The organism is Bacillus sp. CZDM1 (assembly GCF_055502545.1).
Genome location: NZ_JBUESO010000016.1, coordinates 32,069 through 51,377, shown reverse-complemented (window position 1 = coordinate 51,377; position 19,309 = coordinate 32,069). Strand labels below are relative to the sequence as shown.

The following is a 19,309-nucleotide window of genomic DNA, read 5'->3' as shown; positions in this document are numbered from 1 at the left end:
CTTAAATTCATGGAAATGTTATAGACTTTCCATTACTGGAACTGTAATTAAAATATTCATAGAAGGGTGGGCGGTCATTTTTTTTTCTAAAGTGTTTTTATCTTTTTAGCAATGAGGTCCGTTGCCTTTTTCGGATTTAGTCGATATAAAAAGTCCATTATTTTTGCATCGTTTCCGGCTAATACTCGGTATTTTTTATTTTCCATCCCTTTAATAATGATGGCAGCTGCTTCATTTGGGCTGAGCATCTTATATGAATGGCTTTCAACGCCTGTTATTTCAATTCCAGCATTTTGGACAATGTTCGTGTCGACTCCTCCAGGAAAGACGACGGTTACGCCAACATTGGTATCTCTAAGCTCTAAATGAAGGCCTTCTGTTAACATTTTGACGGCTGCTTTTGAAGCTGTGTAAATCGTTTGGTGCGGAACAGGAAGAAATCCACCCATGCTTGAAACATTTGTAATGTGAGCTTCGGGTCGATTTAAAAGGTGTGGTAAAAACGATTTACACATATAGAGCGTACCGTAAAAGTTTACATCCATGACCCTTTGAATTTGTTCATAATCAAGATCATTCACGCTATGGAACGGTTGAATAATTCCTGCATTATTAATCAATCCATCTATGCATCCGTGAACGGTAAGGATTTCTTCTGGAAGCTTTTCCACATCATCTCTGTTTGCTATATTGGCAAAGTGTATTGAAATTTTGTCACCATAGACGGTTGCTAATGACTTTATTTCCTCAAGCCCGGATTTGTGGAGGATGGCTGCGACTATAGCTCCTTTTTCTAAAAGCTGGCAAACGAGTTCTCTCCCAATTCCGCCGCCAGCACCCGTTACAACAATAACTTTATTGAATACCTTCATGCTATTCCCCCATCTTTTTTTAATGAAATTAACCAAAACCTACTGAAAATCAGGAATTTATTAATCATTATATATGATACGATTGTAAAGTGATGGAAATGTTGAAATACTCTGTTTATTGGTAAAATGCTGATAAGAGGGAGGGTATAATATGAAGCAACTGTATATAAAGCAGAAGGTCTTCAGTCTTAGTGGCAAATTTACAGTAAAGGATGAGCAGGAGAAGGATGTATATTACGTGGAGGGCAGTTTTATGCAAATTCCCAAGACTTTCTCCATTATGAATACTACAAGAGATGAAGTAGCACTCATTACGAAAAAGGCGTTCAGCTTTTTACCGAAGTTTTTTGTTGAGGTGAATGGTCGAGAGGTGCTAACGATTAAGAAGGAGTTTTCCTTCTTAAAAGCACGCTATACCATTGATGGTGCAGGCATTGAAGTACATGGTAATTGGTGGGATATGGATTTTCAGGTTTTACAGCATGGTGATGTCGCAGGTCAAGTGAGCAAGGAGTGGTTCACTTGGGGAGATAGCTACAAGATACAAATATTGGACGAAAAGATGGAAACCATTATGATTGCACTCGTTGTAGCAATTGATTGTGTGAAGGCTGACCAAGCAGCTGCTTCTTCTGCAACGATAACTTAACTTCGGAGTATAAATAGTAAAGGCTGATGGTTATCATAAACCAATCATTTGTCCTTCATCCAGTGGATGAAGGACATTTTTAATTAAGTCCAATATTGACCTAAATCAAGGTAATAGATGATTTGGCTCGTTAAAATAAGCTTATTAAATTTAAAGGAGACAGAATATCATTATGAGAAAACATATAAATGGAACAAAAATGGCATTCGTTTGGACTGTATTACGAATTTGGTTAGGACTTCAATGGATCGAAGCAGGTTATTATAAAATTACATCTGGATTTGAAGTAAGTGGATTTTTACAAGGCGCCATTTCAAATCCTACCGTTCCAGGTTGGTATGCCGGATTTCTCGAAGGATTTGCGTTACCCAATATAGAGTTTTTTAACATCCTTATCCCGTGGGGAGAATTTCTTGTTGGCTTAGGATTAATTTTAGGGTTCGTGACCATTCCAGCATTAATCGCAGGTGCCTTCATGAATATTAACTTTATTATGGCGGGTGTTGGATTATCCAGCCCGGATTCAAAGTTTTTCGCAGTAGCGATGATTCTATTATTTATTGGAAAAGGGAGGTATTACTACGGCCTTGATAGATATGTTATCCCATATTTAAAAAAGCAAAAAAACCATGGGGACAGTTCTGCTGGTCTTTCCTGAGGCTTTTTCCGAAAATAGTAACAGCACCTTCTCTAAATAGTAGGAGAGGTGCTGTTTTGTTTTTTGGAATCCCTAGATGAACATTGCCTTTGCTTCCGTTAATATTCTCCTTTAATGACAAAAAACGAGCCTCTTATTGTTCCTGCTAGTTTAGACTTCTGCCTGGCAAACTTAAACTTCCCTTCTAACTCCTTTGGTACCTCCATACCCTCAGAAAGCTTAAAACCAACGGCCCGCTTCGGCTTAGGGCCATCAATCGTATACAGGACGTTGACTTCAAGACCATCCTCATAAAAGACGTAAGCCCAATTGATATTTTCCACTTGGAAACGCGAAGCTTCTAAAGGCTTGGCCGCAAACTCAATATCCCGTTCTTTTTTCAAAATTTGGTTCACATAATCAAGGGTTTCTTGGCTTTCGCTAGCGGGTACAACGGTAAATTCATGCTTATATTTGTTCATAAAGTAACGGGCTTCATTCGCGCGTAAACCAGCAAGCGTTTCTGCAACTGGAGAAGACTCCAAACCAACTGTCGAAACAGTTTTAAAATCTACGATATAGGACATTTCCAACTCTCCTTATCTCTCACTACTTCCTAACAACCGGAATCCACATTTCACCAAAAACTAAACCATTGCGCTGCCCCATCTCAACCGATGCATTTGGCCCGCCAACATAGGCAACATCACTTGCTTCTGGCAAGGCTTGGCCAAAGGCTATGCCAGTCAACATATTACTCAACTCTTCAGACGTATTCGCTTCGCCTTTCACAACGAGGTATTCCCCTTTTGGAAATTGAATTATTCTGGTTGCTTCCGGCAACGTTTTCTCTGTCATAACGCCAGCATAGTGCATCATTTTGTTATTCACCGCTTCGTTCACGGCAAAAATGTAGTCGTTTGTAGCTACAGCTTTTAAAGTGTCAAGCGTTCCATCTTGTTTGACGGCATGCCAAAAGTCTGACTTTTCCTTCATAATGCCGGCATAGTCTGTGTAATCACTTTTAAGCTCGGTTCCAAAACCTAAAACCGTAAAGCTATCTTTTTCTTCTAAAATATAATCTGCCATATTCAAAACCATCCTTTTTTTTAAAATTAATTTGTCTTTTCACTTACTGAGTTTATAATAATCTTAAACCATGTCAAAAAGTGATACTGTTTAGGAGTGCGCAGCTAAATGAAAAAAGTTGAACGGATTAATATCATCATGCGTTATATCAACAATCGCTCCCACTTTACCATTTCTGAAATCATGCAGGAATTTAACATCTCTCGTTCAACGGCTATTAGAGATATCAGAGAAATTGAAGCCATGGGGATGCCGCTTGTTGCTGAAGTGGGAAGGGATGGGGGATATTTTGTCATGCACAATTCTGTCCTGCCACATGTCCGCTTTACCGATAATGAGGTTAAAGCTCTTTTTATAGCCTTTATGGCCACGAGAAACCAACAGCTCCCCTATCTAAATAGTCGTCAGTCTTTAGCTGAGAAGTTACTAGGCCTCATTTCAGAAAACCAGCAGGATGACCTTGTTCTATTAAATCAAATCTTGCTATTTGAAGGGACCAACCCGAATAATCCTGACCTGCTTGACCTATCAGATCTCCCACATCCGATGTTAGAAAAACTCATCCAAACCCTACTTTTGGACCGGTATTTATTGATTACCATTAAAGAAGGGAAAGTCATAAAGTCTTATCCCATTTATCTCTTAAACCTTTATCGTGAAAAAAGCCTGTGGCTGATTGAAGGCTTTGACCTAAAGGAAGAAAAGAAGCATATTTTTCATGTCGACAATCTCACCGATGTAAAACCCTGCCCAGCGAACAAAAGATGGAATAAGAAAAAAATACTAGAAAAACTAAGTAAGCAGGAAGAAATAATTAATCTTTACCTTGAACTCGGTCCCAAAGCGATTGTCCAGTTTAGAAAATACCACCCTTTAAAATTAACCATTTCCTATACAAATCCTTACCAAGCCACAGCCATTTTAAAGACTTTTATCAATGTCAATCATCCCGAAGAATTGACTGAAATAATAAATTGGCTGCTTTTCCTCGGTGAAGATATCAAGGTCAAGGAAATGCCAGTAGAAGTTTACGAAGGTTTACAAAAGAGATTAAGATTATTCTGCCCATAAACAGTGTTAGGTAAAACCATGGGGACGGTTCTTCTGGTCTTTCCACTGAGGTTTTTTCCAAACATCAAAACAGCACCTTCTCCAAAGAGTTGGAGAGGTGCTGTTAGTTGCATGAAGTTTGTTGCTGTTGCACCAATATTAGCTCCTAGTTGGCAAAAAAACTCTTACTTCGGTGCCTTTATTTACTTCACTATCAATCTTTATCGTTCCATTATGTTTTTCAATAATACGGTTGGAAGTTAATAATCCCAGCCCTGTTCCCTTTTCCTTGGTTGAAAAGAATGGTTCACCGATCTTCTTTAATCGTTCTTTCTCAATCCCACATCCATTGTCAATAAAGATAATTTCAACTCCACCTTCAGGGACATACCGCAAATAGATAAAAATGTCCCCATTACTTCCAATGGCTTCAATCGCATTTTGAAATATATTAATAAGTACTTGTTTAATTTCATTTGGATTACACATTATTTGGTAAGAATGATCTAATTCTGAATGAATCGTAATATTTCTCATGTTTGTTTGACTCTCAAATAGAGTAATCACATTTCTGACGAGCGTATCCATATTTTGAAGAGAGGTTGGCGAGTTTTGGTTTGGTTTCGCTAATGATAAGTATTCGGAAACAATTGACTCCATTCTCGATATTTCCATTAACATGATTTGTACGTACTGGCGATCAAATTCCCCGTTTTGATTCACTAACTGCAAAAAACCTTTTATTGAAGTGAGAGGGTTTCGTATTTCATGGGCAACACCAGCAGCAAGCTCACCTACCACAGCAAGCTTTTCTGATCTTAATAATAGGTCATATGCCTTCTTTTGTTCTGTAATATCACGGCCTATCACTAATAGATTTTTCCTGCTGCCGTCTGAAAAAAAAGTAGGAACCTTTATGATATCGAAAATAGCGGAGAAATGATTTTCTCTAGACAGGTCTAACTCGAATCGATAGGGAGTGCCTTTCTCCCAAGAAATCTCATCGTTCGAAAAGCAATTTTGAAAGTTTCTAAACCATTCATTTTTGGAAAAAAGTTCGTCTAGATGTTTATTCCTATAATCAATGTTTTCCAATTTAAATAAGGCTTTAGCATATTGATTCATTTCAATAAATCTTCCTGTGCCATCCTGAATATAAATTAAATCGGGCATTGAATTGATTAGGGCTAAAATTTGTTGTTCATTGTCCTTTCTTACTTCTTCCTTTTTCGCATTATCATCTCTTTCTACTGCTTTGCTATAGCGAATTTGCAGAAAAGCTACTAGAAAGGTAACAGAAAGTGTAAATAAAAAGTAAAAAAAGTCACCTTTGTGATAAGAATAATTAAGACGCTCTTCGAATTGATAAAAATAGGCCCCTATAAAAATACTAAGGATGCTCATTAAGATGACGGGGCGGTAGTCATGATATAAAGTTAAAATAAAAATGACAAAAAAAATGAGGTAGAAATTAGATATTACAGGTTCATTATCTATAAGTACATATGTAACAAATGACATCCCGAATACACATAAATACATGGTTTGCTTAATAAAAAGTTTTTTGAAAACGAAAATGGAAATGGTTCCACATACTAAAATCCCGCTGCCGAAAAGGATGCTGATAAAAATAGGATCTTTATGTTTTACAATTTGGACTAACATACACAGGATAAAGCAGCCCCATAAAATACGGGTTAACACAACATTTTTACTATGGATCTTTTGAATATTCACCTTATACTTCACCTCTAAGAAATGCATGAGCTGCCTTTTCATTCTAATAGTAACATAGACGAGATTTTTTGGGACGGCACATTGTGACGAATGGAGAGTATTTAAAATGGATATTTTTTTCGTTTGAAAATGATAAATAATTTAGTGTGAATAACTTGGAGCAGTATTTTGATCCAGTGCAAGAAACCCAGCAACTAGAGTGTTTAGACCGAGAGAACCGTCCGAAGCCACTGAAAAAGTCGTTAATATGAACAATGAATACGAATTTTCATCAATATATAATAAATAAAAGAAGGCCAGTTATCTACATATAGTAGGTAATTGCCTTCTTGTTTTTTAAAATTGGACTTTTTCAGCGATCTCGAACCGTCCTTATGGTCCCCTATGGTCTCGAAAAAGGTTCATTATTTCTTCACATTAAAACTTTGATTTTTTGAAAAGAAAGCGTTATAATTAAATTATGAAACGCAGTTCCACAATACGGAACATAAAAAATACTACATAAAAGGAGAGGTACACTTTGGAAATCAGGTATTCAACACACCCAGATCATGCCAAAACATTTACTACGGAAGAAATTCGTAAGCATTATTTAATAGAAGCATTATTTGTACCAGGAGAAATTAAACTGGTTTATTCGATGGAAGAACGTGCAATTACTGGCGGAATCACGCCTATTGAAGAAACGATTTCTTTAGAGGGGAATGATCAGATGAAAGCTGACTATTTCCTAGAGAGAAGAGAAGTGGGGATTTTCAATGTTGGCGGCAACGGCCAAATCACTGTTGATGGTGAAACCTATGCTATGGAAAATAAAGATTGCTTGTATATCGGATTAGGTAAAAAAGAGCTGCTTTTCTCAAGTGAATCAGCAGAATCTCCTGCAAAATTTTATTTGTATTCTGCACCAGCTCACAAAGAATATCCGACTCAGCACGTTGCCTTTAAAGACATTGAAGGTGATAGATTAGGAGCATTAGAAACTGCAAATGATCGAGTTATTCGCAGAATGATTCACAAAGAGGGAATTCAGAGCTGTCAGGTTGTTATGGGGATGACTCAATTAAGTACGGGAAGTGTGTGGAATTCAATGCCCACACATACACATGACCGGAGAAGTGAAGTTTACCTTTATATTGATTTAGATGAAAATGCAAGAATGTTCCATATGATGGGCGAACCAACACAGACGCGTCATATCGTGATGAAAAACGAACAAGCGGTGATTTCACCTCCATGGTCGATTCATTGTGGTGCTGCTACAAGCAATTATACTTTTATCTGGGCAATGGCAGGCGATAATAAAATCTACAACGATATGGATCAAGTAACAATGGACGAATTGAGATAATTTGAAATAAGCCAGACTACTAAAATAGAAATATAGGGGTGCTATATAATGAGTTTAAGAGATTTTTCACTAGATTTTTTTAATTTAACAGGTAAGGCTGCTATCGTGACAGGAGGAAATACTGGTCTTGGCCAAGGGTATGCTGTCGCACTAGCGAAAGCAGGTGCAGATTTATTTATTGTCTCTTATGATACGAACTGGGATGAAACAAGAGCGCTAATTGAAGAAACAGGAAGAAAGGTATATTTTCATCAAGCAGATTTAACAGCTAGAGAAAGTTTACAGTCCATTGTTGATACTTGCCTAAGTGTATATGGAAGAATTGATGTTCTTGTTAATAATGCAGGGACCATCAGACGTAATCCGTTACTTGAATACAGAGAAGAAGATTGGGATGCTGTTATGGAAATTAACCTGAACGCTGTCTATCTTCTAAGCCAAGCTGTTGCCAAAGTAATGGTACAGCAAAAAAGCGGAAAAATCATTAATATCTGTTCGATGCTGTCCTTCCAAGGTGGTAAATTTGTTCCGCCATACACAGCAAGTAAACATGCCGTGGCTGGTATTACCAAATCCTTTGCAAATGAGTTAGCGCAATACAATGTCCAAATCAATGCGATTGCACCAGGCTATGTTGCAACAGCTAATACTGCTCCCATTCGTGCAGATGAAGAGCGGAGTGCAGATATTCTTTCTCGTATTCCAGCTGGCCGTTGGGCTACACCGGCAGACTACATGGGAGTCGTTGTATTCCTTGCTAGTCAGGCATCTGATTATATGAATGGACATGTTCTTGCAGTGGACGGCGGCTGGTTAGTCCGCTAAAACGCAAGGATACCCACATCGGAAGGGCGATGAATCCGGGAGACGTTATAATCTGTCTCCCAGAGGATTCTCATTTGGCGGGGATTATCGCGGCGAAAAGTAAAAGGTTAGAAAAGTAGTCCTTATAGTGAAATTGTAAGCGGTAGCAAATGCGAATTTGAGGTAACGATTTCGAGTAGACCATCGTTTTAGTCCAGTAGATTAAATATCCTTATGCAGACTTGAGAGGCAGGTATTCAAAATGAATATTTTGAAGTCAATTAAAAAAATCCCAGGTGGATTAATGTTAGTTCCATTAATATTAGGGGCCCTTGTCCATACGTTTACACCCGGAGCGGGCGAGTATTTCGGAGGATTTACCAATGGATTGATATCAGGTACGGTTCCAATTTTAGCAGTATGGTTTTTCTGTATGGGTGCAAGTATCAATATTAAAGCATCAGGTAAGGTTTTATTAAAATCAGGAACACTTGTCATAACAAAGATAGCGGTTGCATGGGTAGTTGCCGTTATTGCTATGCAATTCCTGCCGGTTGATGGAATACAAACAGGTATATTTGCTGGATTTACTGTTCTTGCGCTAGTAGCTGCAATGGATATGACCAATGGTGGTCTTTATGCTTCTATTATGCAGCAATATGGCTCAAAAGAAGATGCGGGCGCATTTGTCTTAATGTCCCTTGAATCAGGTCCGTTAGTTACCATGTTGATTTTAGGCAGTACGGGTGTAGCTGTTTTTGAACCACAAGCTTTTGTTGGTGCAGTATTACCATTCCTAATTGGTTTTACTCTTGGTAACCTTGATAAAGATTTACGTGAATTCTTTAGTAGAGCGACAGAAACAATGATTCCATTCTTTGGTTTTGCTTTAGGTAACACGATTGACTTAGCGGTAATTGGAAAAACAGGTCTTAGTGGTATTTTACTAGGTATTCTCGTCATCATCATTACAGGTGTTCCATTATTACTAGCTGATAAATTTATCGGAAAAGGTAATGGTACAGCAGGAGTTGCTGCTTCTAGTACAGCTGGGGCTGCAGTAGCCAACCCAATGCTGATTGCCGAAATGAAACCGGAGTTTCTTACAGCAGCACAATCCGCTACTGCGATGGTGGCAACGTCAGTCATTGTCACATCAATATTAGTTCCTATTATAACAGCTTATTATTCTAATTATATGAAAAAGAAAAATGGTGAGTTAGGCAGTAAAAAAGGGGAAAAACTTACGGCTTAATAACCTAGGGAGACAAATCTATGTCTCTCTTTACATTCAGGGAGGAATTCACATGAGCCGAATTATCACTGTGGGGGAACCTATGGCCCTTTTTGTTGCAGAGCAAGAGGGTCCATTAGAAAATGTTGATCGTTTTAATCGATTTGTTGCGGGTGCTGAGGTTAACTTCTCTATCGGTATGTCTCGGTTAGGACATACTGTTACGTATATTACCCAATTGGGAAGCGACCCATTTGGGAAAAACATCGAAAAATTCCTGCAAATGAACAAAATTGATACTAGTTATCTGACCTATGATTCTAGCCTTTTGACGGGAATGCAGTGGAAGCAAAAGGTGGCAAGCGGTGACCCGGAAGTGTTCTCCGCGCGCAAGAATTCTGCGGCTTCCCATATGGATCTTGATACCATTGCAAATTTGGACTGGGATGGCTTCGACCATATTCATTTGACAGGCATCCCGCCAGCATTGTCGGCTGGCTGCCGGGAGATGGTTTATGAATTGATGAAAGAGGCACGAGCGAGGGGTGTGCAAATTTCTTATGATCCTAACCTGCGTCCCGGTCTTTGGTCTGATAAACAGGAAATGGCTCAAGTTATTAATGATCTAGCCTGTCAGGCAGACATCGTTCTTCCTGGTATTGAAGAAGCGAAGCTGTTAACAGGCAGCGAAGGCGTTCATGAGATTGCGGCTTACTATCATGCTGCGGGTGTAAAAACCGTTGTCATCAAGCTTGGGGCCAAAGGTGCATTTACCTCCTCTGAAGGAGAACAATTTTATACGGAGGGTTTCCCTGTTGAGAAAGTAGTCGACACAGTAGGAGCTGGTGATGGCTTTGCTGTTGGTGTGGTCAGCGGAATACTGGAAGGACTCCCCATCGAGGAAGCGGTTAAACGCGGGGCAGCCATTGGGGCTCTTGCTGTTATGTCACCTGGTGATAATGACGGATTACCTGATAGAGAGAGTTTAGAAGGTTATATGAAAGACTCGAAAGTAGAGCTTTAGGTAAATTGCAAAAGTAAAGGAAACCATTTTTATGTTTTCTTTGCTTTTGCTTTTAGTGTTCTTTTATAAAAGCTCTGTTAGTATTCATTGTTGATTATTAGTACAACGATAGTAAAGGTTGATGAAAGACAAATCAGGAGAACTCCCAATGAGATTAGTCCTTCATAAGCATGATGAAAGACAAATCAAGAGAACTCCCAATGAGATTAGTCCTTCATAAGCATGATGAAAGACAAATCAGGAGAGTTCCCAGTGAGATTAGTCCTTCATAGGAATTTCCGGGAGGAAAATCAACATCTTTCTTTAACAAAGCCATAAAAAAAGGTATTCTCGGAATGAGAATACCACCTATATTCAAGAACCCGAGTATCCTAGGTTCCTTGAGATTGCTATACTATACTGTTTCATTTTTTCAATTAATGCACTGTTGATCAATTCCATTGTCACACGGTTACTCGGTCCAGAAATACTAAAGCTTGCAATGATTTTTCCTTTGTGGTCATAGATTGGTGCAGCAATACACCTTAATACTTCTTCATTCTCAGAATTATCTAACGCATAGCCTTGGATCTTAACCATTTCAATTTCTTTTAAAAAGGCTTCCTTTGAGGTGATTGTGTACGGAGTCTTGGGAATAAACTCAGTATTTGAAATCACTTGTTCAAGATGGTCTGGAGCAGCATCTGAAAGTAATACTTTTCCTACACCTGTACAATACATGGGAGCACGGCTTCCAATGCGAGAATACATTCGGATGGTTTGATTACTTTCAATTTTATCGATATAAATCACTTCTCCGTGATCCTCTATGCATAGATGAACGGTTTCATTGACTTCTTTTGATAGTTTCTCGAGATAAGGTTTTGCTATCGTCACAATACTTGAGTTATTTAATAGGTTTCTAGAAAGAAAGAGGACTTGTAATCCGAGTTTATATTTGTCTGTTTCTTCATCTTTTACCACATAATTCATACTTACTAAAGTAGCTAACAGACGATGAATCGTACTTTTGGTTAGACCAACCTGCTCCGTCAGACGCGCAATTTGAAGGCCGTCGGGGTATTCGGAAAGCTTGTTTAATATCGTTAGGGCACGTTCAATGGATTGAACATTAGACATTACATTCTACCTCTTTTATTGGTGAAATTTAGAAGATATTCCTTTTTTATGTTATTTATTATGGAACATCATTCTACTATATGATACGTTAAATAGAGGCAGTTTGTAAAATCAATCATTTAATATAGCCAATTATTTTACTATTATTTTTTTAAAAAGAATGGATTAGCAGAAAGGATGGACATGATGAAAAAAATTAATATTTTATCAAAAGTGACTGAATGTGGCGTTGTGGCTGTTGTCAGGGCAGATTCAAAGGAAGTGGCCGTTAAGATTTCCGAAGCCTGTGTTGAGGGTGGTATTCAAGGAATTGAGGTTACTTTTACCGTGCAAGGCGCCGATGAAGTGATTAAAGAATTAGCTTCCTTGTATAAGGATCATCGTAATGTGGTGATTGGGGCAGGTACGGTTCTTGATGCTGCAACAGCCAGAATTGCGATTCTAGCAGGAGCGGAGTTCGTTGTTAGTCCCGCATTTGATGAGGAAACGGCAAAGCTATGTAATCTCTATCAAGTGCCTTATATGCCAGGCTGCATGACGATCACTGAGATCAAACGTGCACTGGAAGCTGGAGTGGATATCGTTAAATTGTTCCCTGGGAATGCATTTGGTCCTGAGTTTGTGAAATCCGTTAAAGCACCGCTTCCACAAGTAAACATCATGCCAACTGGCGGGGTGGATTTAGATAACGTTGAACAATGGATCAAAAATGGATGTGTCGCGGTTGGAGTAGGCGGCAATCTAGTAGCACCAGCCAAAACAGGAGAATACGAAAAAATCACCGAATATGCACGACAGTATATTGCTAAGGTGCAGGCTGCAAGGGGCTAAAGGGACATGGAGGGACATGGGGACGGTTCTCGCGGTCATTTTTGAAAAAACATGGGAATCGGCAATAAAAAGGAGGAGAAATATGATGCCAACAAATTTAAAGGACACCACAACCTTACATAATGGTGTGAAAATGCCATGGATGGGATTAGGTGTTTTTAAAGTAACCGATGGGGAAGAGGTTATCCAGTCTGTAAAAGCTGGAATAAGGAATGGATACACGAGTATCGACACCGCTTCTTTTTATAAGAATGAAGAAGGTGTTGGACAAGCCATTAGAGAATCGGGTGTTCCCCGTGAAGACTTGTTTATTACGACAAAGCTTTGGAATGCCGATCAAGGCTATGAATCAACCTTAAAGGCCTTCGATACCAGTCTTAACAAGCTTGGGCTCGATTACTTGGATCTTTTTTTAATTCACTGGCCAGGGAAAGATAAATATAAAGAGACATGGAAGGCTTTTGAAGAGATTTACAAACAGGGGCGTGTGCGTGCCATTGGCGTCTGTAACTTCCAGGTTCACCATTTAGAGGATTTAATCGCTTCTGCTGAAATTAAACCGATGGTCAACCAAGTAGAGTTCCATCCACATTTAACACAAAAAGAGCTGCTAGCCTATTGTAAAAACGAAGGGATTCAACTTGAAGCGTGGTCGCCGTTGAAACAAGGCCAGCTTCTAAACCATCCTATTCTTGAAGAGATCGCTCATAAATATAATAAATCCGTTGCACAGGTCATCTTGCGCTGGGATCTTCAACATGGTGTCATTACAATTCCCAAGTCTGTCAAAGAACAGCGAATGATTGATAACTCCAACGTTTTTGATTTTGAATTAACCTCAGAAGATATGGAAAAAATCGATGGACTCCATCAGGACAGTCGTGCAGGATCACATCCAGACACAATGAGCGTTGGTTTTTAATGAAATGAAGCACGACTAATCATTTGTTTCTTAAATAGAACAACTCATCTTTTTTAAGATGAGTTGTTTTTTGTTAAATATCATCTACAATGATATAGGTTGCCTTAATGGGTCCATGCACGCCAACGACTAGGATCATTTCGATGTCCGCTGAGTTGCTTGGTCCTGTGATGAAATTGATACAGGAGGCGATTTGTTCGCCGTTTTTTACTTTTTCATTTATGATACGGGCCGCTTGTGTCATGCGGGGAACGATGCTGCTTTTTGGGATAATAATAATAGAAGTCGCCGGTAAAAAGCTGACGGTTCTGCCTTTATCCTTGCTGCTGAAGAGAACCGCTGTGCCTGATTCTGCCAGTGTTACATCACTGATGGTAATTCCGACATTGGCAGCCTCAGCCTTCGCGATATTTTCTTCGCCTTTTGTATGGTCCCAAACATGAAGATCAATCCCCTCTTGAGGCCAGTCTTCCTTCATTAACTTTTCGAGGCCAAATTGAGAAAAGCGCTCATCTTTCCATGTGACAATGGGTCCTCCGCCATTTTGGGTTACCACTTCTTTTAATGATTCCGATAGCGAAGCCGTTGAGGTCATGACAAATTTCGTATGAATATTTTTACATTGTTCCCGTAATACCTCTACAAGCTCATCTTGTGTAGCGCCTTTTAGAACTTCATCCTGGGGATGAAATTTCCAGACCGGTCTTTTTATTTCCGTTTTTTGTTCACGGCCAAGTGAGCTGGCGATTTTTCCTAAAAAAGCATCGCGATTCTGTATTGTAGCGGTCATGATGGATTCCCTCCTTGTGGACGATTTTTAAACCAATCACGGAATCTTTCTTTATTTGGTGCAGGGAAATCTCTGGAATCTGTCCATGCTTTTAAGGGTCCCGGACCTTTTGAGATTTTATCATCCTTGGTAAAGGGTGACATGACAGGTCCCGCTAGTTTTGAACCAAATTTATAAAGAGCAGGGGAGGATGCACCAAAACCGAATGCCTTCATCAAAAGCTTTTCAGAAATCGGAGCCCGTCCTTCTTTTTCCACGATGACTTGGCGATGTTTATGAAGAAGCTGATGGAGCGGAATCTTCACCGGACATGCCTCTGTACAGGCCCCGCATAAAGTAGAGGCATAGGGCAGCTCTTTATAATCATCATATCCGCCCAGTAACGGTGAAAGCACCGCACCAACAGGACCAGAATAGATGGAACCGTATGAATGTCCTCCGACATGCCGATATACGGGACAGACATTTACACAGGCTGCACAGCGGATACATTGAAGAATCGATTGGAATTCTCCGCCAAGAATGTCCGATCTGCCGTTATCGACAATAACAAGATGAAACTCTTCTGGTCCGTCGACATCGCCTTCTTCTTTTGGTCCCGTTAACGTGGTGATATAGCTTGTCAGTTTCTGCCCTACAGCACTTCTCGTTAATAAGCTAACAAGGACCTCCATCTCTTCAAAGGATGGAACCAGTCTTTCCATTCCCATAACGGTAATTTGTGTTTTCGGTAAGGCGCAAACCAAATCGGCATTTCCTTCATTTGTCACGAGGGTAATCGAGCCGGTGTCCGCAATGGCAAAGTTACATCCTGTGATTCCGATATCAGCTGTCAAATATTCCTGACGCAGTTTTTCACGTGCATGTAGAGCGAGCTCTTCAGGTTTTTCTGTCTGTTGATATCCATGCTTTTCTTTAAAGACATCGCGGATTTGTTCCTTATTTTTGTGGAGCGCAGGAACAACAATGTGAGAAGGAGGCTCGTGGTCATCCACTTGCAAGATGTATTCTCCTAAATCGGTTTCAATTACTTCACAGCCTAATTGCTCAAGACCTGCATTTAAATTGATTTCTTCCGTCACCATCGATTTGGATTTTACGATTTTTTTAGCATTTTTCTTTTCCGCCACATTCTTAATATACTCCGTTGCCTCTTCAGCACTTTGCGCAAAGAAGACATGTCCGCCGCGCTTCGCGACATTTTCACTTAGCTGATATAAATAATAGTCTAGGTTTTCCAGTACATGCTGGCGGATTTCTTCCCCGTGTGAGCGCCATTCCTCCCAGTTCCCTAACTCTTCGGCAGCACTTAAACGACGTGATTGAAATCGCCCTTGGGCACTCGAAACCGCACCGCGCATGAAGGAATCGTGCAGCCCTTTATCAACGCGGTCCGTAAACTTATCTTCGCTTGTTTTCATCGACATTGGTCATCCCCCTTTTTATCATGTTATCTATTTTTCATCGGCTATTTAGGACCTCTGCAATATGCATGACTTTCACCGGCATGCCTTTTCGATTCATGCGTCCGCCAATATTCATTAAGCATCCAGCATCCGCGCCAATTAAAATATCTGCTCCGGTTTCTTCCACTGTACAAGCCTTTTCATCGACCATTTGCTCTGAAATATTCCCCATTTTAACGGAGAAGGTCCCTCCGAATCCACAGCATCTCTCTTTACCTGGCAGCTCGGTAAAGTTTAATCCCTTTACATGACTTAAAAGGGTCATCGGTGCTTGTTTGACTCCTAGTAATCTTGTCATATGACAGGAGGTGTGGAAGGTTGCTTTTCCTTCTAATGCTGCACCTACATCCTCGACTTTTAACACATCGACGATAAATTCCGTGAATTCATATGTTTTATCCGCAAGGGCTTGCGCTTTAGGTTCCCAAACAGGATCACCCTTAAAAATGTGCGGGTATTCTTTGAACATATAGGCACAGGAACCAGCTGGTGAAACGATATACTCCGCATGTTCAAAGGTAGTAATCATACTTTTCATTGCTTCTTTGGATTCTTTTACGTACCCACTGTTATAGGCAGGCTGGCCGCAGCAAATCTGTGATTCTGGAAAATCAATTTCACATCCCAGTCTTTCTAGTACTTCCACTGTTGCTTTACCAACATCACCTTGAAACATATCTACTAAACAAGTAGCAAAAAGGGTGACCTTCATTTTCCTCGCTCCCTTATACCTAAACTTAAATTTACATTATGTCCTTTTAATCAACAGGTCATCTGATGACCTGAATATAATAAACCATATCTAATATTTAATAATATAACAAATTATCTAAAAGTTGTAAGTGTTTGCATTAATTTTTTTAAAAAAATTTTCACTTTAAGGCTTGTGGTGAAAAAGAGCCTTCAAATTGTATGAAGGCTTCATCATTGGTTTCTATTTAGTCGTTTCAAAAAAATATTTATTAAGGATATTATCGACATTTTTGAGATGTTCAATCATAGCCATCTGAGCCTTTTCTTCGTTCCTTTCTAGAATGGCATCAAAGATTTTAGCATGTTCTTTTACTAAGTTTTCTGTCGTTGTTTGTTTAGAGAATAACCATAAACGCCTTGTTTCTTTCATCGTTTCGATCATAAGCTCTGACACTTGATCGAGTAAAGTGGATAATATGGGATTGCCGGCTGCAGCAGATACGGCTAAGTGAAACTGAAAGTCCGCCTTCTCCCCCAGCTCTTCGTCGCCTTTAACCCGCTTCATTTCTTCGAGAGCTTTGGCCATCGCTGCTAAATCTTCTTCACTTCGATTTTTTGCTGCTAAACCAGCTGTGCCCATTTCAATAATTTTTCTCACTTCTAAAAGATGGATTACATCCTTTTTTTTCATAAGGATGGCGGTTGATAGGGGAAAGGTCATTTGCTTTGCGTCAAATTCTTTAATAAACGTTCCTTCTCCTTGCTTCATTTCGACTAATCCCATTGCTTTCAAAGCAGATAGTGCTTCACGTATAGCTGACCTGCTAACTTGAAAGTTCTCTGCCAGCTGCTGCACAGATTCAAGCTTACTCCCGGGCACCAATTGTCCGTTTCGAATCATTTCATGCAGCGCTTCGGTAACTTCCTCATATATTTTTTTTGGTTTAATTTTTTTATATTCCAAGCCGATCCACCTCATCTAATTGATATTTATATTATACATGAAGAAGGCGTTTTTATTTTTTTCAAAAAATTTTTACAAAGTTATTGAAAAGTATTTACATAAAAAATATAATTACAAACAGACGGTCATCTGATGACCATATCTATTGATTAATGAAAAATGAAACCGATTACTTTTGCAAATGTAAGAGAAAGAAACATTAAAAGGGGGAGCCATTTTGTCATTTACACAAAATTTTACTGTGGTTGGGGATAGTCTTACGTGGTCAGCTATCGTTGCTCTGATTCCAATTCTCTATTTTTTCTGGGCATTGGCCATCAAGAAAATGAAGGGATATTTGGCGGGATTAACAACATTACTTATTGCGTTGCTTCTTGTGGTAACGTTTTACAAGATGCCAATTGAAACCGCCGTTATGTCCGCGGTACAAGGCGGTGTTTATGGATTAACACCGATTGGCTGGATTATTATTACTTCTGTTTTTCTTTATAAAATCACGGTGAAAACAGGACAATTTGATATTATTCGCAGTTCTGTTTTGTCTATTACAGAAGATCGACGCTTACAGGCATTATTAATCGCCTTTTCTTTTGGTGCTTTTCTTGAAGGGGCAGCAGGCTTTGGGGCACCAGTAGCCATTTCGGCTGCCTTATTAGTGGGACTTGGATTTAATCCTTTATATGCTGCAGGTCTTTGTTTGATTGCGAATACAGCACCGGTTGCATTCGGCGCCATTGGAATTCCAATTACGGCCATGGAAGGACCTACAGGAATTCCAGCCATGGAAATTTCAAAAATGGTCGGGCGTCAATTACCATTTCTTTCTGTTTTTATTCCTTTTTATCTGGTTGTGATGATGGCAGGTTTTAAAAAAGCTTGGGAAGTCATGCCAGCGATATTGGTTTCAGGTATTACCTTTGCTATAACACAATATTTGAGCTCGAATTTCATAGGTCCTGAATTGCCGGATATTCTTTCTGCTTTAGTTTCTTTATTTGCATTAGCGATTTTCTTGAAGTTCTGGAAGCCAAAAACCATTTACCGCTTTTCTTCTGAACAAGAGTTGGCAGCAACGTTGGCAGTGAACGCTTCTAAAAGGACAGAAACCAGTTATACCGGCGGTCAAGTATTTAAAGCGTGGTCTCCATTTTTAGTATTAACGGCATTTATTTCTTTATGGGGAATTCCAGTGGTCAAACAAGCGATAACTGGGCATTATGAGGGTGCAAATGTAATCTTAAAAGGAATCAATGCTCTAGGACAGGCTCTTACTTTTATGCCAGAAGTGCCTTTCCTGCATGAAAAAGTCATTAGCGGTTCATCAGGGGAAGCAATCGCTGCGGTTTTCAAGCTTGAAATTTTAGGAGGAGCTGGGACAGCCATCCTTTTAGCCTCGATTGTGACGAAATTTATCCTTGGAATGTCATGGCGTGATTGGGCAATCACATTAGGGGAAACCATCAATGAAATCAAATATCCGCTCTTAACGATTTGTGCCGTTGTTGGATATGCTTATATTACAAATTCTTCTGGAATGAGTACGACGCTCGGAATGGTTTTAGCGAAAACAGGGGCATTGTTCCCGTTCTTCTCGCCAGTATTAGGTTGGCTTGGGGTATTCATTACCGGCTCCGATACCTCTGCTAATCTGTTATTTGCTAAACTGCAGCAGGTGACATCGACATCGATTGGGATGGATCCGGTATTAGCGCTTGCCGCTAACTCATCAGGCGGGGTAACAGGTAAAATGATTTCCCCACAATCGATTGCCGTTGCTTGTGCTGCCGTTGGATTAGCAGGAAAGGAATCAGACTTATTGCGCTTTACCGTCAAACATAGTCTCTTCTTATTACTGCTCGTGTGTATCATCACCTACCTGCAAAGCAATGTATTTTCATGGATGATTCCTTAAAGACCGTGGGGACGGTTCGAGACTACTGAAAAGTTGTTGCTTTGAACAATGAACATGAATTTTCATCTATATATAATAAATTAAATAAGGCAGTTATCTACATATAGTAGGTAACTGCCTTCTTATTTTTCAAAAATAGACATTTTCAGTGGTCTCGGACGGTTC

General features: G+C 39.6%; 19 protein-coding genes. 10 read left to right on the top strand and 9 right to left on the bottom strand.

Features of this window, described 5'->3' with window-relative positions; genetic code table 11:
• Positions 1–86 precede the first annotated feature (86 nt).
• Positions 87–872: an SDR family NAD(P)-dependent oxidoreductase gene (locus ACY3XC_RS24865; RefSeq protein WP_464870985.1), complete on the bottom strand. Its 786-nt coding sequence runs from the start codon at positions 870–872 to the stop codon at positions 87–89.
• 151 nt (positions 873–1,023) lie between these two features.
• Between ACY3XC_RS24865 and ACY3XC_RS24860 the strand changes: the two genes are divergently transcribed.
• Together ACY3XC_RS24860 and ACY3XC_RS24855 are read left to right on the top strand one after the other, a co-directional pair.
• Entirely contained in the window at positions 1,024–1,521 is a 498-nt protein-coding gene (locus ACY3XC_RS24860) for an LURP-one-related/scramblase family protein (RefSeq protein ID WP_464870984.1), read from the top strand.
• Between the two features lie 172 nt (positions 1,522–1,693).
• Positions 1,694–2,179 (top strand): DoxX family protein, encoded by a 486-nt coding sequence (locus ACY3XC_RS24855; RefSeq protein ID WP_464870983.1) that lies wholly within the window; start codon positions 1,694–1,696, stop codon positions 2,177–2,179.
• Positions 2,180–2,277: 98 nt separating this feature from the next.
• Here the strand turns inward: ACY3XC_RS24855 and ACY3XC_RS24850 are convergent, their stop codons facing one another.
• Complete coding sequence (locus tag ACY3XC_RS24850) at positions 2,278–2,745, bottom strand: phage tail protein (RefSeq protein ID WP_464870982.1); 468 nt, start codon at positions 2,743–2,745, stop codon at positions 2,278–2,280.
• A 22-nt stretch (positions 2,746–2,767) separates the two neighbouring features.
• Entirely contained in the window at positions 2,768–3,247 is a 480-nt protein-coding gene (locus tag ACY3XC_RS24845; RefSeq protein ID WP_464870981.1) for a GyrI-like domain-containing protein, read from the bottom strand.
• Positions 3,248–3,355: 108 nt separating this feature from the next.
• Between ACY3XC_RS24845 and ACY3XC_RS24840 the strand changes: the two genes are divergently transcribed.
• Entirely contained in the window at positions 3,356–4,318 is a 963-nt protein-coding gene (locus ACY3XC_RS24840) for a helix-turn-helix transcriptional regulator (RefSeq protein WP_464870980.1), read from the top strand.
• A 138-nt stretch (positions 4,319–4,456) separates the two neighbouring features.
• Here ACY3XC_RS24840 and ACY3XC_RS24835 read toward each other — a convergent pair whose 3' ends face one another.
• Positions 4,457–6,034 carry an ATP-binding protein gene (locus ACY3XC_RS24835; protein WP_464870979.1) on the bottom strand — a complete coding sequence of 526 codons (1,578 nt, stop codon included), beginning with the start codon at positions 6,032–6,034 and terminating at the stop codon, positions 4,457–4,459.
• A 520-nt stretch (positions 6,035–6,554) separates the two neighbouring features.
• Between ACY3XC_RS24835 and kduI the strand changes: the two genes are divergently transcribed.
• The 4 genes from kduI to ACY3XC_RS24815 all read left to right on the top strand — a co-directional run bounded on the left by kduI (position 6,555) and on the right by ACY3XC_RS24815 (position 10,447).
• Complete coding sequence (gene kduI / locus ACY3XC_RS24830) at positions 6,555–7,385, top strand: 5-dehydro-4-deoxy-D-glucuronate isomerase (RefSeq protein WP_464870978.1); 831 nt, start codon at positions 6,555–6,557, stop codon at positions 7,383–7,385.
• 48 nt (positions 7,386–7,433) lie between these two features.
• Positions 7,434–8,210, top strand: coding sequence for a 2-dehydro-3-deoxy-D-gluconate 5-dehydrogenase KduD (gene kduD / locus ACY3XC_RS24825; protein ID WP_464870977.1), 777 nt, complete (start codon positions 7,434–7,436; stop codon positions 8,208–8,210).
• A gap of 241 nt (positions 8,211–8,451) precedes the next feature.
• On the top strand, positions 8,452–9,444 hold the full coding sequence (gene kdgT, locus ACY3XC_RS24820; protein ID WP_464870976.1) for a 2-keto-3-deoxygluconate transporter: 993 nt from the start codon (positions 8,452–8,454) through the stop codon (positions 9,442–9,444).
• A 52-nt stretch (positions 9,445–9,496) separates the two neighbouring features.
• Positions 9,497–10,447 carry a sugar kinase gene (locus ACY3XC_RS24815; RefSeq protein ID WP_464870975.1) on the top strand — a complete coding sequence of 317 codons (951 nt, stop codon included), beginning with the start codon at positions 9,497–9,499 and terminating at the stop codon, positions 10,445–10,447.
• A gap of 354 nt (positions 10,448–10,801) precedes the next feature.
• Here ACY3XC_RS24815 and ACY3XC_RS24810 read toward each other — a convergent pair whose 3' ends face one another.
• Entirely contained in the window at positions 10,802–11,566 is a 765-nt protein-coding gene (locus tag ACY3XC_RS24810; RefSeq protein WP_464870974.1) for an IclR family transcriptional regulator, read from the bottom strand.
• A 186-nt stretch (positions 11,567–11,752) separates the two neighbouring features.
• On the opposite strand from ACY3XC_RS24810, the gene ACY3XC_RS24805 reads away from it, so the two are divergent.
• Both ACY3XC_RS24805 and ACY3XC_RS24800 read left to right on the top strand, forming a co-directional pair.
• Positions 11,753–12,397, top strand: coding sequence for a bifunctional 4-hydroxy-2-oxoglutarate aldolase/2-dehydro-3-deoxy-phosphogluconate aldolase (locus ACY3XC_RS24805; protein ID WP_464870973.1), 645 nt, complete (start codon positions 11,753–11,755; stop codon positions 12,395–12,397).
• Positions 12,398–12,482: 85 nt separating this feature from the next.
• Complete coding sequence (locus tag ACY3XC_RS24800; protein ID WP_464871013.1) at positions 12,483–13,319, top strand: aldo/keto reductase; 837 nt, start codon at positions 12,483–12,485, stop codon at positions 13,317–13,319.
• A gap of 73 nt (positions 13,320–13,392) precedes the next feature.
• Here ACY3XC_RS24800 and ACY3XC_RS24795 read toward each other — a convergent pair whose 3' ends face one another.
• The 4 genes from ACY3XC_RS24795 to ACY3XC_RS24780 form a co-directional block, all read right to left on the bottom strand.
• Entirely contained in the window at positions 13,393–14,109 is a 717-nt protein-coding gene (locus tag ACY3XC_RS24795; RefSeq protein WP_464870972.1) for a LutC/YkgG family protein, read from the bottom strand.
• Entirely contained in the window at positions 14,106–15,536 is a 1,431-nt protein-coding gene (locus ACY3XC_RS24790; RefSeq protein WP_464870971.1) for a LutB/LldF family L-lactate oxidation iron-sulfur protein, read from the bottom strand. The genes ACY3XC_RS24795 and ACY3XC_RS24790 overlap by 4 nt, the downstream gene beginning before the upstream one ends.
• A gap of 34 nt (positions 15,537–15,570) precedes the next feature.
• On the bottom strand, positions 15,571–16,287 hold the full coding sequence (locus ACY3XC_RS24785; protein ID WP_464870970.1) for a (Fe-S)-binding protein: 717 nt from the start codon (positions 16,285–16,287) through the stop codon (positions 15,571–15,573).
• A 222-nt stretch (positions 16,288–16,509) separates the two neighbouring features.
• On the bottom strand, positions 16,510–17,232 hold the full coding sequence (locus ACY3XC_RS24780; RefSeq protein WP_464870969.1) for a FadR/GntR family transcriptional regulator: 723 nt from the start codon (positions 17,230–17,232) through the stop codon (positions 16,510–16,512).
• A 217-nt stretch (positions 17,233–17,449) separates the two neighbouring features.
• On the opposite strand from ACY3XC_RS24780, the gene ACY3XC_RS24775 reads away from it, so the two are divergent.
• A complete protein-coding gene (locus ACY3XC_RS24775; protein WP_464870968.1) occupies positions 17,450–19,144 on the top strand; it encodes an L-lactate permease in 1,695 nt (564 codons plus the stop codon).
• Positions 19,145–19,309: the final 165 nt, after the last annotated feature.